Origin of the sequence: Streptococcus sp. HMSC061D10, from assembly GCF_001808865.1 — a bacterium.
Lineage (GTDB): Bacteria > Bacillota > Bacilli > Lactobacillales > Streptococcaceae > Streptococcus.
Map to the genome: position 1 here is coordinate 14908 of NZ_KV795019.1, position 14107 is coordinate 29014.

Genomic DNA, 14107 nt, shown 5'->3' on the forward strand with positions numbered 1-14107 from the left:
ATATTAATACTAAAAAATCTCCTAGAATGTGACTAGGAGATTTGTATTTTATTTCATAGTTGGGAAGAGCAATACATCACGGATAGTAGTAGTATCAGTGAGTAGCATGCAGAGACGGTCGATACCAATTCCCAAACCACCTGTTGGCGGCATACCGTATTCAAGGGCTTCGATGTAGTCGTAGTCAATGCCTGTCGCTTCATCGTCACCAAGTTCTTTGGCTTTAGCTTGAGCTTCAAAACGGCTAAGCTGGTCGATTGGGTCGTTCAACTCAGTAAAGGCATTTCCGTATTCTTTAGTCATGATGAAGAGTTCAAAACGGTCGGTAAAGCGCTCATCTTCAGGATTCTTCTTAGCAAGTGGAGATACAGCTACTGGATGACCATAGACAAAGGTAGGTTGAATCAAAGTTTCTTCAACAAATTCTTCAAAGAAAGCATTGATGATATGACCAACTTCAGTGTAGTGTTTTTCAACTGGAACTTTCTTCTCAGCAGCGATTGCCTTAGCTTCTTCGAAAGTCATATCTTTCCAGAAATCAATACCTGTAATTTCCTTGATTGCATCAACCATGTGTACACGTTTAAATGGTTCATTAATCTTGATCTCAGTTCCTTGATAGTTGACTGGACCATCACCTTTAACTGATTTAGCAGCGTGTTGGATAATGCCTTCAGTTAAGTCCATAATGTCTTGGAAGTCTGCATAAGCTTGGTAAACTTCGATAGAAGTGAACTCAGGGTTGTGGGTAGCATCCATTCCTTCGTTACGGAAGATACGGCCAATCTCATAAACACGTTCCATACCACCGACGATAAGACGTTTCAAGTGAAGTTCAGTCGCGATACGAAGCACCATGTCAATGTTTTGAGCATTGTGGTGAGTGATGAATGGACGAGCAGCAGCACCACCAGCTTCGTTATGAAGAACAGGTGTTTCCACTTCAAGGAAGCCTTTTTGGTCAAGGTAACGACGGATTTCAGAGATGATTTTTGAACGAGTAACAAAGCGTTCAAAGCTTTCACGGTTTGAAATCAAATCAAGGTAACGTTTACGGTAAATAGTTTCAACGTCTGTTAAACCGTGGAATTTCTCTGGAAGCGGACGAAGGGCTTTGGACAAGTGAGTGATATGTGTAGCCTTGATAGAGAGTTCTCCCATATCTGTACGCATAACTTCGCCTTCGACACCAAGGAAGTCTCCTAAGTCAGCCTTTTTAAAGATTTCGTAGTTTTCTTCACCGACAGCATCTTTACGAACGTAGATTTGGATTTGACCTTCGCGGTCTTGAAGGTGGGCAAATCCAACCTTACCTTTACCGCGCTTTGTTACCAAACGTCCAGCGATAGTAGCAGTCTCGTTCAATTCATGTAGTTGTTCCTTATCGAGGTCAGCATATTTATCTTTTAATTCTTGTGAGTTAGCAGTGCGTTCAAATCGTTTACCGAATGGATCGATTCCTTGTTCGCGGAGCGCAGCCATTTTTTCACGGCGAACGATCTGCTGGTCATTTAGTTCTTCCATATGTTCTGTTGACATTTTTTCCTCCTAGTTTTTACTCAATTCTTGATACGATGAGTCTTTTTTACGGTACTCCCATTTTATCATAAAAGTCAAATAAATTCACGGATATTCTACAAAATCTAAAAAGAACTTAACAGTGATTGCTAAGTTCAGTTATTATCTTGATAAGAAGTGTCGTTCCATACTAATAGGTTGAAGTTTTTAAAGTCTTGGGTTTCCAGAATAGTAACACTAGCATTTGCTAAACCGCCATCTTTTCTAAGTAGCGGAGTATCATATCCTAGAAGAGTTCGAATACTGGCTGTGAGATTGGCTCCGTGACCAACAATCATGACATGTTCAAAAGGTTTGGACTCTAATGATTTTACAAATTGAGTGGTACGCTGAGTTGTTTGATAGACAGACTCTGCACCAAACAAAGTTGAATCAAACTTAGCTAGATTGGTACGAAAAGCTTTTAATTGCTCGGGATAGATGGCTTCTAAGGTTGCAAATTTTGCACCTTCAAGTTTCCCGAGTTGCCACTCTCTTAGAGAGGGTATTTTTACTAAAGGACAGCTATCTTTCAGTTGACTTTGGATAATTTGAGCAGAAGTTTTAGCCCGAGGAAGATCACTAGAATAAATCACATCAAATGGAGTTTCTTGGAGATACTGACCCAATTTTTTTAAGGTCTCAATGGATTCCTCAAGGAGTGGAGAGTCACCACTTGCTCCTTGAAAACGTCCCTCAAGATTCCAAAGTGTTTTACCGTGACGAATAAAATAGAATTTCATGTGTTACTTGCCTCCAAGATATCAGCAAATTCAGCTTTAACAAAGGTTGCTAGGTCTTGAGGGTTGATAATAATACTATGACCTACTTCCCCTGCGGAAACAATCATTTCCTCCAGTTTAATAGCAGTTTGATCGATAAAGATAGGATAGTTATGTTTTTGACGAATCCCAACTGGATTATTGGCACCGTGGATATAGCCTGTTGTTTTTTCTAGGTCTTTTTGTGGAATCATGCTGACTTTCTTATTACCAGAAATCTTAGCCAGTTTCTTTTCAGAAAGATGTTCAGTGATAGGAAGGATACCGATAATGGGTCCAGTCTTATCTCCCAGAAGTGCTAGAGTCTTAAAAATTTGACTCTTTTCATAACCTTGAGGCATCTCACCTTCCAAGGCATTAATTTGAATACCTGTATGGTTTATTCCTGCCTTGGTTAAAATTTGTTGGACCAAGGTTTTCTTAACTTTTACTTTTTTTGCCATTATTTATACTTATCCTCCAATTGACTCATCCAGATTCCCAACCAAATCCCTAGTGCGAAGAAGAAAGCAATCAGTACATATGAAACTAGTGACAAACCACTGTAACTAATACTTTCAGCATTGCCAGCGTTTGGAATAAGGATCAATAGAGTACTTGATAGTACAATTCCAATGATAAAATGATATACACGTGAGTGATATAGGCGAAGAGCGTAGTCCATGAATTTTGAAAAGATAATCAGAGTGATAAGAAGCCCAATCCCAATTGGTAAGAAGGTTCCTAACAAATCAAAAGTCTTGAACCCTGTTAACATAGGGCCATAAAGCCCAAGAATCAAGAGAAGATTGGAAGGACTAAGCCCTGGAACCAAAATTCCAAGCGCCAACAAACAACCAGCCAGTGTAAAGTTAAGGAAGCTTGCAGATAGAGAACCAACTACAAAATTCAAGGCGTAGAGGGCAAGACCTGAGATGATGAAGGTTGCCCAAAACCATATGTGGTCAACCTTATCTCTATCAGAATCACGAGTTGATTCTTTGACAAGACTTGGGATGGTACCAATGATAGCTCCAGCAAAACTCCACAATACATAAACTTGATAATTTTCTAAAAGATACTCAATTGGATAAGAGAAAAGTCCGATGCCCAGTAACATCCCAATACCGACAGGAAGGAAAAAGAGCACATCTTCTTTTAAATTCTTAAAAGGATGGGCAAGAAAACGAATCATTCTCTCATAAATTCCCAAGATAGCGGCAAGAACGCCACCAGAAATCCCTGGTAGAATGAAACCTAGGGCGATTACAATTCCCTTAATAATTTTTGATAGCCATGATAACATAGAGGGCCTCCGAGATTTATATTCTATATAGATAAAACAGTGATTTAATACTGAAAATAAAGAAAAGCAAGCAGAAAGCAATGTCTGACTTGCTTATTGTGATAGTGATTAAGGATTTAAAAACAATTTTCTAAAGGTTTCTTCCTTGTTCTTTGATGAAGAAATAAGGTTCAAATCGAGGTGATGTTCAAATCCACCAAGATTTCCATGTGAAGTGTATTGGTGAAGGTCGTAGCTAAGATCTGTTTTTGGAGCACTCTCATAGTGACCTGAGTTGGTTCCATAGGAAGGTATCCAGATAGCCGAGTAATTATCAACGCTGATACTATGTTCCTCCATAAAGTAAACACCAACATAGATACCAATATTTTTTGCTCCCAATGAAGCTAATTTGGCACGAAAGGCCTCAACTCCCTGATTCATGTCAGACATAGTCTTTTCTTCAACATCAAGCCAATAGTAGCTAGGATTGTAAGGAGAAGCGGCGTTATAGAAGGCTTCAGCAGCTTTTTCCATTTCTTCGACATTTTTTCCAGCTACATAGGCGTAAACAGCAACTGGAACATTTCGTTTTTGGAATTCAGTGATATGTTCTTTATAAGCCTTATCGACTCCATTTTTATAGGCAGCGTCATTTTCTTCAGAAACTTGAGCTCCACTATGAACCCGAACAATCGCACCTGAAATATTTTGAGTTAAGGTGTCATAATTAATCTCAGATGGTCTTTGCCAGCCAGAAACATCAATAATCGGCTTGTTGATATTATGTAAAGCTTGAGTTTCTACTTGAACTGGATTTTGCTTTGTTTTGACTGGATGGTCTTCAAACTTGGGTCTGTTAATGATTAAAATACCCACGATAGTCGCTAATACAGTAAAAATAAAAACAGGATTTATTTTCTTTCTCATACTTTTATAGTGTATCGTAAATGGTGAAAAAAATCAAAAAAAAAATACTCGAAATCATGTAGAGAATGCGATGTTTTAAAGCATTTGCCCTCTTTTGTGTTTGAATGAACAAATTTATGATATAATATAAGGGAATTTCTATAGAAAAGAGAAAAATATGTCAAATTATGCAGTTATTTTAGCAGCGGGTAAAGGTACTCGTATGAAATCAGATCTACCAAAAGTCATGCACAAGGTTGCAGGAATTTCTATGCTGGAGCATGTTTTTCGTAGTGTAGGGGCAATCAAGCCTGAAAAAACAGTAACGGTTGTTGGTCATAAGGCAGAGCTAGTTGAACAAGTTTTAGCTGGTCAAACTGATTTTGTAAGACAGTCTGAGCAATTAGGAACTGGTCATGCGGTTATGATGGCTGAGCCAATTCTTGAAGGACTTTCCGGACAAACATTGGTTATTGCTGGTGATACACCACTAATTACTGGTGAAAGTCTAAAGAACTTGATTGATTTCCACGTTAATCACAAGAACGTAGCTACAATTCTTACTGCAGAAGCTGAAGATCCGTTTGGTTATGGTCGTATTGTTCGTAACGAGAATGCTGAAGTACTTCGTATCGTGGAGCAGAAAGATGCGACTGATTTTGAAAAACAAATCAAGGAGATCAATACAGGAACCTATGTCTTTGATAATGCTCGTCTCTTTGAAGCACTTAAGAATATCAATACCAATAACGCTCAAGGCGAATACTACATCACTGATGTCATCGGCATTTTCCGTGAAGCAGGGGAAAAAGTTGGTGCCTATACTCTGAAAGACTTTGATGAAAGTCTCGGAGTTAATGACCGTGTTGCCCTTGCGACAGCTGAAGGCATTATGCGTCGCCGTATTAACCAAGCGCATATGGTCAATGGGGTTAGTTTTGTGAATCCTGAAGCTACTTACATTGACATTGATGTTGAGATCGCTCCAGAAGTTCAAATCGAAGCAAATGTAACCCTCAAAGGTTCTAGTAAGATTGGTGCAGGAACTGTTTTGACCAACGGAACTTATATCGTTGATAGTAGTATCGGTTCAGGGGCAGTGATTACAAACTCGATGATTGAAGAAAGCACGGTTGCTGATGGTGTTACAGTTGGTCCTTATGCTCATATCCGTCCAGGCACAAGCCTTGCGAAAGATGTGCATATTGGGAACTTTGTTGAAGTCAAAGGTTCAAGCATCGGTGAAAATACAAAAGCTGGTCATTTGACTTATATTGGAAACTGTGAAGTTGGTAGTGATGTCAACTTTGGTGCTGGAACGATTACTGTAAATTACGATGGTCAACACAAGTTTAAAACAACCATTGGTAACAATGTTTTCGTTGGTTCAAATTCAACCATCATTGCTCCAGTAGAACTTGGAGATAATTCTCTTGTTGGGGCAGGTTCAACCATTACTAAGAATGTTCCAGCTGATGCCATTGCTATTGGACGAGGTCGCCAAATTAATAAGGACGAATATGCAACTCGCCTCCCTCACCATCCTAACAATAAATAGGGGCTAACGATGGAATTTGAAGAAAAGACGCTTAGTCGTAAAGAAATCTATAAAGGACCAATCTTCCAATTGGTTCAAGACCAGGTTGAACTACCTTCTGGAAAAGGTAGTGCGCAACGTGATTTGATTTTCCACAATGGGGCAGTTTGTGTCCTTGCAGTCACTCCAGAAAATAAGATTGTTCTTGTTAAACAATATCGCAAGGCGATTGAAAAAGTCTCTTATGAAATTCCTGCAGGTAAGCTTGAAATTGGGGAGAATGCAAATCCAGAAGCTGCAGCACTTCGTGAATTAGAAGAAGAAGCAGCCTATACTGGCAAATTAAGCCTTCTCTATGATTTTTACTCTGCGATTGGATTTTGTAACGAGCGCTTAAAACTTTACTTGGCAAGTGATTTGACAAAAGTTGAAAATCCTCGTCCTCAGGATGAAGATGAGACTTTAGAGTTACTTGAAGTCAGTCTTGACCAAGCTAAAGAACTGATCCAGTCAGGAGATATTTGTGATGCCAAGACTATCATGGCTATTCAGTACTGGGAACTACAAAAAAATAGTGGAGGAACCCATGGGTAAACCTTTATTAACAGATGAAATGATTGAACGTGCCAATCGAGGAGAGGACATCTCAGGGCCTCCCTTGCTAGATGATGAGGAAACTAAGATTTTACCGACTTCTTCTCAAAATTTTGGCTATTCGCGAACCAAAGATCATGGTTTTAGCCAGGATACACTGACCATTGAAGTTGAACCTTCTATTCACAAAAGTCGTCGGATTGAAAATACTAAGAGAAATGTCTTTAATTCTAAATTAAACAAGATTCTTTTTGCAGTTATTTTTCTCTTGATTTTGTTAATTTTAGCAATGAGATTTATTTAAGGAGTCTATCATGAAAATTGGAATTATTGCAGCTATGCCAGAAGAGCTAATTTACTTGATTCAACACTTGGATGATGCCAGTGAAGAAAAGGTTCTGGGAAATAGCTATCATACTGGTAAGATTGGTTCTGTTGAGCTTGTACTTGTAGAGAGTGGTATTGGTAAAGTCATGTCTGCTATGAGTGTCGCTATCTTAGCGGATCACTTTCAAGTCGATGCAGTGATTAATACTGGTTCTGCTGGTGCAGTGGCATGTGGAATCGCAGTAGGGGATGTAGTGATTGCAGACAAGCTTGCCTACCACGATGTTGATGTGACTGCCTTTGGCTATGATTACGGTCAAATGGCTCAACAGCCTCTCTATTTTGAATCAGACAAAAAGTTTATCAGCTTGATTCAAGAGAGTTTGTCTAAACTGGACCAAACTTGGCATTTAGGTTTGATTGCGACAGGAGACAGTTTTGTTGCTGGAGAAGATAAAATCAAAGCGATAAAAGAGCATTTTCCTCAAGTTCTTGCTGTAGAGATGGAAGGGGCAGCTATTGCTCAAGCAGCTCATGCTTTGAACCTTCCTTTCTTAGTCGTTCGTGCCATGAGTGACAATGCCAATCATGAAGCATCCGTTTCCTTTGATGAATTTATCGTAGAAGCAGGACGTCGTTCTGCCCAAGCCCTAATGACGCTTTTGCAGTCTATAAAGGATTAATAGAATAATTACTGAGAGTGGGACAGAAATCGGTAATTCGTTAGAATTCGATTTCGTCGTCCCACCTCCGCACAGTTGAGTAGGGCTGTAAAAGCTGATGAAATCAGCGTAGTAGAGCCCACTCAACCACTGCGTCTTGCTCGACAATCCAAAGACAATTGAGAGGCTAGGACTTTTGTCCCAGCCTCTTCTTATCTTGTCAACTAAAATAATCAGAAGGCTCTTAAGAAAAGTTATTTTCAAACTTTTTTGATATAATAGAAACATTGACTTGAAGAATAAGGAAGAGAAAATGAACGATTTATTAAAGGGAATGAATGACCGTCAAGCCGAGGCTGTTCAAACCACAGAAGGACCCTTGCTGATCATGGCGGGGGCGGGATCTGGTAAGACTCGTGTTTTAACCCACCGTATTGCCTACTTAATTGATGAAAAGATGGTCAACCCATGGAATATCTTAGCCATTACCTTTACCAATAAAGCGGCGCGTGAAATGAAGGAGCGTGCTTATGGACTCAATCCAGCTACTCAGGATTGTTTGATTGCGACTTTCCACTCTATGTGCGTGCGTATCCTACGTCGCGATGCGGATCATATTGGCTACAATCGCAATTTCACGATTGTGGATCCTGGAGAGCAGCGAACGCTCATGAAACGCATCCTCAAGCAGTTAAACTTGGATCCTAAAAAATGGAATGAACGCACTATTTTGGGAACCATTTCCAATGCCAAGAATGATCTGATTGACGATGTTGCTTATGCTGCCCAGGCAGGAGATATGTACACTCAAATTGTAGCAAAGTGTTATACGGCCTATCAGAAAGAACTTCGTCAGTCAGAGTCGGTGGACTTTGATGACTTGATTATGTTGACTCTGCGTCTCTTTGATCAAAATCCCGATGTTTTGACTTATTACCAACAGAAGTTCCAGTACATTCATGTTGATGAGTATCAAGATACCAACCATGCCCAGTATCAACTCGTTAAACTCTTGGCTTCTCGTTTCCAAAATATCTGCGTAGTAGGGGATGCTGACCAGTCTATCTACGGTTGGCGTGGTGCTGATATGCAGAATATCTTGGATTTTGAGAAGGATTATCCTCAAGCCAAGGTTGTTTTATTGGAGGAAAATTACCGCTCAACCAAAACTATCCTCCAAGCAGCTAATGATGTCATCAAAAACAATAAAAATCGTCGTCCTAAGAATCTCTGGACTCAAAATGCGGATGGGGAACAAATTGTCTACTATCGTGCTAATGATGAACAAGACGAGGCTGTCTTTGTCGCCAAAACCATTGATGAACTTGGTCGTAGTCAAAACTTCCTTCACAAGGACTTTGCAGTTCTTTACCGTACCAATGCCCAGTCTCGTACCATTGAAGAAGCTCTGCTCAAGTCCAATATTCCTTATACTATGGTCGGTGGAACTAAGTTCTATAGCCGTAAGGAAATCCGTGATATTATCGCATATCTTAATCTCATCGCCAATTTGAGTGATAATATCAGTTTTGAGCGGATTATTAATGAACCAAAACGTGGCATTGGACCAGGAACAGTAGAGAAAATCCGTGACTTTGCCAACCTACAAAATATGTCGATGCTTGATGCTTCAGCTAACATCATGTTATCAGGGATAAAAGGTAAGGCAGCTCAGTCAATCTGGGATTTTGCAAATATGATTCTGGATTTGCGGGAGCAACTGGACCAATTAAGCATCACCGAACTTGTTGAAGGGATATTGGAAAAAACAGGCTACGTGGATATTCTCAATGCCCAGGCGACTTTGGAAAGCAAGGCTCGGGTTGAAAATATCGAGGAGTTCCTTTCTGTTACCAAAAACTTTGATGATAATCCAGATAATCAAGAAGAGGAAACTGGACTGGATAAACTCAGTCGATTCTTGAATGATCTTGCCTTGATTGCAGATACAGACTCGGGCAGTCAAGAGACATCAGAAGTAACCTTGATGACACTCCATGCTGCCAAGGGACTGGAGTTTCCAGTTGTATTCTTGATTGGGATGGAAGAAAATGTCTTTCCACTTAGTCGTGCAGCAGAAGACATGGATGAACTAGAAGAAGAACGCCGTCTAGCCTATGTTGGTATCACGCGCGCAGAGAAAATTCTCTATCTGACTAATGCTAACTCACGCTTGCTGTTTGGTCGAACGAACTATAATCGCCCAACACGCTTTATCAATGAGATTAGTTCAGATTTGTTAACTTATCAAGGATTGGCGCGTCCAGCTAATAGTAGCTTCAAAGCATCTTATAGCAGTGGTGGTGTCGCCTTTGGTCAAGGCATGAGCCTAGCTCAAGCTCTACAAGATCGCAAACGTAATGCAGCACCAAGATCAATTGAATCAAAAGGACTACCTTTTGGACAATTTGCATCTAATAGCAAATCGTCTTCCAGTGAAACTAGTTGGTCTATTGGTGATATCGCCCTTCATAAGAAATGGGGTGAAGGAACTGTGCTGGAAGTTTCAGGCAGTGGATCTACTCAGGAATTGAAAATCAATTTCCCAGAAGTCGGCCTCAAAAAACTCCTAGCCAGCGTAGCACCGATTGAGAAGAAGTAAGTTTTCTAAACGAATAAGATTCCCTCTTGCAATAACAAGGGGGATTTTTTCTGTTACTCTTATCACAAGATTGTGATAGTTTACATTTTCTTAACAAATAAGTTTTTTGCTTACACGATTAATACAAATAGTGTATAATTGAAACTGTTTTTGAAAGGAGAAGAAAATGACTGAAAAACAAATGAAAACTTTAGGTTGGATTGCAACCTTTATGTCTGTTATGATGTATATCTCATATATTCCACAAATTATGAACAACCTTGCGGGTCAAAAAGGAAACTTTATCCAACCAGCAGTAGCTGCAATTAACTGCAGTCTCTGGGTTTATTACGGTCTCTTTAAAAGAGAACGTGATATTCCTCTGGCAGCAGCTAATGCACCAGGTATTGTTTTTGGACTTATTACCGCGTTGACAGCTTTATTCTAAAACATAAAGTAAACTCTTCTTCGTATCTAGTTATGAGGGAGCGTTTTTCTTTATCAGAAATTCCTAAAAAAACATGATATAATACTATTAGAAAGGTTGGTGTTTATGGCTAGAATACTTATCATTGAAGATAATAATGAGATCCAGGAAATTTTGAAGACTCTTCTTTCTAAGGAACATGAGGTGATTCAAGCTTTTTCTGGTACTGAAGGAATGATTCGATTTGAGCAAGGCAACATTGATCTAATCTTGCTAGATATTATGCTTCCAGGCAAAAATGGCGATCAAGTTTTAAAAGCCGTTAGAAAAGATAGCTCAGTTCCTGTCATCATGCTAACTGCCCTAAGTGATAAGAAGCTCATCAGCCAATATCTCTTAGATGGTGCCAATGATTATATTGTAAAGCCTTTTGATTTAGATGAAGTTTTTGCGAGAGTTATGGTTCAATTACGTCAAAATAGTGACAAGCAACCAGCTGAAATCGAACATCCTGACAAGTTGATTCAAGAGTTAAAAAATATTCAATTTGATGCAGATAGTTTTGAAATCAAAAATAGCCAGGAAACTATCCGCCTAGCTAAGAAAGAATGTTTGATTCTCCAAACCTTACTGGGACATCCAAAGAAAATTTTTACGAAAGAAGAACTCTATGAGTTGGTCTGGGAGGATACTTATTTACCAGGCGACAATACTCTCAACACTCATTTAAGTAATCTCCGTAAAAAATTAGGCCAACTGGATCCAGAGCAAGAGTATATTGAGACTATCTGGGGAGTTGGTGTTCGCCTAAAAGGAGACGAGCGATGATTTACATTTTACTATCTTTGCTAGTGCTGGTCATTATCCTATTGACCATATGGTTGATTCGCTATCATTTAGCACTCGTTAACTTGAGCCAACAGATTGAAGATAAGATTCTTACTGGAAGTATGAAGAGAATCGGAGTGTCAACTTTCTCCAAGGATTTTTTACATCTTTACCAGCAAATCAATCATCTCTTTCAAGAAGTTGAGCAGTCACGCTTGATTATGAAACGTGAAAAGCAGACTTTGGACATGGCTATTAGCAATATTGCACATGATATTCGAACCCCTTTAACGATTGCGTCGGGTTATACTCAGCAATTGCTTAAAACAGAAAATCCTGAGTCTGAGAGTTTGAAAAAAATTGCCCATCATCTCAATCAAGTTTCAAAACGTCTAGAGGCTCTTTTGGACTATCGTCGATTAATGGAAGGAGCAGTTAAACCTGACTTATCTGAGTTAGAAGTCTCGACATTTATGACGCAAAAACTGCTGACCTATTATGATTCATTTCAGACGGCAAAGATTAACCTTGATTTACAAGTGGAACCTAGTTTGTATTTGCTGACTGATTCAGATTTATTAGAGCGTTTGTTACAAAATCTTATTGGCAATGTTCTAAAACATGGTAAGGATGAAGCGAGATTTTCTCTGAAGGAAGTGGACAATCATATCTGTTTGGAAATTGCTAATCTGGTTAAACAACCGATTCGTAAAATTGAAAATCTCAGTCAACGATTTTACTTTGAAAACCTCTCAGATACTGAAGAATCATCAGGTTTAGGTCTTTATATCACAGAAGAATTATCCCATCTACTTGGTGCAGAACTACAACTAAGTACTGATGGTGCTTGGTTTACAGTTAAGATACTCTTTTAAAACAAGCAACCTCCTCTGTTTGAACAGAGGAGGTCATTTTTATAAGCTTTTCTTTTTGAAAACAGCAAGTCCACTAATGGTAAAGAATAGGATAACAGTCACTGTAACGATAATGGTGTATAGAACGGCTTGACTATAGGCAGTCATGGCATAGGCAAAATTCAAGGATAAATAGCGTAAAATCTCGATATCTGGAAAGATAAGCATCGGCGTTGAAAGCAAGATAGAACTGATTAAATAGCCAATGAAAACAGCCAAATAAGAATGAGTCACATAGAGAATGAAGGAAACAATGGAAAGCCAAGCAAGAAGACATAGGAATTGAAGACCAATTGTTAGAAGGAGATTGCCAATAAATCCTTCTGGCATCGTGCCAACCCCGTTTAGGATAGTTGCTGGTACAAAAGCAATAACCAGACTAATAAGAATTTGCATTAGAGCGATACTTGCTAATACTACAGACTTGGCTAGGAAGAATTCTGTACGAGAAACACCCACTGTCAAACTATTTTTATAGAGTTTTCCGATAAGATCAACTCCTAGAACTAAGCAAGCAAGGATAATGCAGAGGAAAACTAGGTTTGAACCTTGACTAGATGCGTTAATCAGGGCTTGAATACCATCCCAGCCTTTACTTGGAAGTTCAGTTTCTGGAGGTGTTGTATCAACTGACATTAGATGTCCTGTAGCCCCAATAGTAGCTCCCATTAACATGAGTGCAAAGAGAACAATCTCTGTAATCCAAAAACCTTTGGAACGGAAAAGACGGTAAAAGTCTGCTTGAATTGTGTGTATCATGGTGTTCCTCCTATTTTACTAATTGTGTGAAGTATTCTTCAAGATTTTGACGAGCATAGTAAATCTCATCAACAGCGACATCTGCTAGAGTAAGTTCTTTGAGAATGCGTTTGACATCTTGTTCATGACTAAAAATATGAATCTCATTGTCTGAATTAACAACTTTAAATTCAAGATGCACTTTGTCTTTTAAGATTTGACTAGCTTTTTCTTTGTCACTTGTTTTTAGAACAATATAGTCTTCATTCAGTGTCTCAAATTCGGCCTTACTGATTTCACGAATGATTTTCCCTTGGTCTAAAATTCCAAAGCGATTGGCAACCAGATAGAGTTCTGACAAGATATGACTAGAGATGAGAATTGTTATTCCTAGTTCTTGATTCAGACGTTGAATCATTTGACGAAACTCTTTAATACCGATTGGGTCAAGTCCATTGATAGGTTCATCAAGGATGAGAAAGTCTGGTTTTGATAGGAGGGCAATAGCAATTCCTAGACGTTGTTTCATCCCAAGAGAGAAATCTCGAAAAACTTTTCTACCTGTATCTGTTAACCCCACATACTTTAATGTTTCCTGAATGACTTGATCGGCATTTGGGATATGTCGAATAGTACAATAGTACCTTAGATTTTGATAGGCTGTTAAATGATTGTGAGCTACTGGGGATTCAATGACTGAACCTACTCGAGATAGGGCTTTTGTGCACTCCTTATACCCTTGACTAGAAAAGAGGGAAATAGTTCCTTGGTCAGCAGATAATAATTGGGTAACGATTTTAATCAGAGTTGTTTTACCAGCACCATTCTTTCCGATAAGTCCATAGATATCTCCTTCTTTAACTGAGAGATTAAGATCTTGTAGAATGGGTTGTTTTCCAAATTGTTTGGACAAGCCATGGATTTCGAGGACTGTTTTCATAGTTTTCTCCTTTAACCTTTAATACTCAATGAAAATCAAAGAGCAAA

The 14107-nt window shown here is 39.0% G+C and carries 15 protein-coding genes; 8 read left to right on the top strand and 7 right to left on the bottom strand.

Translation table 11 applies throughout. The features are described from left to right. Positions 1–48 precede the first annotated feature (48 nt). The 5 genes from lysS to HMPREF2728_RS06080 all read right to left on the bottom strand — a co-directional run bounded on the left by lysS (position 49) and on the right by HMPREF2728_RS06080 (position 4533). Complete coding sequence (lysS, locus tag HMPREF2728_RS06060) at positions 49–1539, bottom strand: lysine--tRNA ligase (protein WP_075227350.1); 1491 nt, start codon at positions 1537–1539, stop codon at positions 49–51. 134 nt (positions 1540–1673) lie between these two features. Further along, on the bottom strand, positions 1674–2300 hold the full coding sequence (locus HMPREF2728_RS06065; protein WP_075227351.1) for a histidine phosphatase family protein: 627 nt from the start codon (positions 2298–2300) through the stop codon (positions 1674–1676). After that, entirely contained in the window at positions 2297–2782 is a 486-nt protein-coding gene (locus tag HMPREF2728_RS06070; protein ID WP_049526115.1) for an aminoacyl-tRNA deacylase, read from the bottom strand. Before HMPREF2728_RS06070 ends, HMPREF2728_RS06065 begins: the two co-directional genes overlap by 4 nt. Continuing rightward, a complete protein-coding gene (locus HMPREF2728_RS06075; RefSeq protein WP_045763897.1) occupies positions 2782–3624 on the bottom strand; it encodes a DUF368 domain-containing protein in 843 nt (280 codons plus the stop codon). The genes HMPREF2728_RS06070 and HMPREF2728_RS06075 overlap by 1 nt, the downstream gene beginning before the upstream one ends. 108 nt (positions 3625–3732) lie before the next feature. Next, positions 3733–4533 (bottom strand): glycoside hydrolase family 25 protein, encoded by an 801-nt coding sequence (locus tag HMPREF2728_RS06080; protein ID WP_075227352.1) that lies wholly within the window; start codon positions 4531–4533, stop codon positions 3733–3735. Between the two features lie 157 nt (positions 4534–4690). Between HMPREF2728_RS06080 and glmU the strand changes: the two genes are divergently transcribed. From glmU to HMPREF2728_RS06120, 8 genes are all read left to right on the top strand, one after another. Continuing rightward, positions 4691–6070: a bifunctional UDP-N-acetylglucosamine diphosphorylase/glucosamine-1-phosphate N-acetyltransferase GlmU gene (gene glmU, locus HMPREF2728_RS06085; protein ID WP_075227353.1), complete on the top strand. Its 1380-nt coding sequence runs from the start codon at positions 4691–4693 to the stop codon at positions 6068–6070. Between the two features lie 9 nt (positions 6071–6079). After that, positions 6080–6643, top strand: a complete 564-nt coding sequence (locus HMPREF2728_RS06090) for an NUDIX hydrolase (protein WP_075227354.1) — start codon at positions 6080–6082, stop codon at positions 6641–6643. Beyond that, positions 6636–6947, top strand: a complete 312-nt coding sequence (gene macP / locus HMPREF2728_RS06095) for a cell wall synthase accessory phosphoprotein MacP (protein WP_000517859.1) — start codon at positions 6636–6638, stop codon at positions 6945–6947. Before HMPREF2728_RS06090 ends, macP begins: the two co-directional genes overlap by 8 nt. Positions 6948–6957: 10 nt before the next feature. After that, positions 6958–7653: a 5'-methylthioadenosine/adenosylhomocysteine nucleosidase gene (locus tag HMPREF2728_RS06100; protein ID WP_075227355.1), complete on the top strand. Its 696-nt coding sequence runs from the start codon at positions 6958–6960 to the stop codon at positions 7651–7653. A gap of 292 nt (positions 7654–7945) precedes the next feature. Further along, entirely contained in the window at positions 7946–10234 is a 2289-nt protein-coding gene (pcrA, locus tag HMPREF2728_RS06105) for a DNA helicase PcrA (RefSeq protein WP_075227356.1), read from the top strand. Between the two features lie 166 nt (positions 10235–10400). Next, positions 10401–10661: a SemiSWEET family transporter gene (locus tag HMPREF2728_RS06110; RefSeq protein ID WP_075227357.1), complete on the top strand. Its 261-nt coding sequence runs from the start codon at positions 10401–10403 to the stop codon at positions 10659–10661. Positions 10662–10766: 105 nt separating this feature from the next. Next, entirely contained in the window at positions 10767–11468 is a 702-nt protein-coding gene (locus HMPREF2728_RS06115) for a response regulator transcription factor (protein ID WP_075227358.1), read from the top strand. Beyond that, a complete protein-coding gene (locus HMPREF2728_RS06120) occupies positions 11465–12343 on the top strand; it encodes a sensor histidine kinase (RefSeq protein WP_075227359.1) in 879 nt (292 codons plus the stop codon). The genes HMPREF2728_RS06115 and HMPREF2728_RS06120 overlap by 4 nt, the downstream gene beginning before the upstream one ends. A gap of 39 nt (positions 12344–12382) precedes the next feature. On the opposite strand, the gene HMPREF2728_RS06125 is transcribed toward HMPREF2728_RS06120, so the two are convergent. Together HMPREF2728_RS06125 and HMPREF2728_RS06130 are read right to left on the bottom strand one after the other, a co-directional pair. Beyond that, positions 12383–13141 (bottom strand): ABC transporter permease, encoded by a 759-nt coding sequence (locus HMPREF2728_RS06125; protein ID WP_045763888.1) that lies wholly within the window; start codon positions 13139–13141, stop codon positions 12383–12385. 10 nt (positions 13142–13151) lie between these two features. Further along, positions 13152–14060 (bottom strand): ATP-binding cassette domain-containing protein, encoded by a 909-nt coding sequence (locus HMPREF2728_RS06130; RefSeq protein ID WP_045763887.1) that lies wholly within the window; start codon positions 14058–14060, stop codon positions 13152–13154. Between the last annotated feature and the right edge of the window lie 47 nt (positions 14061–14107).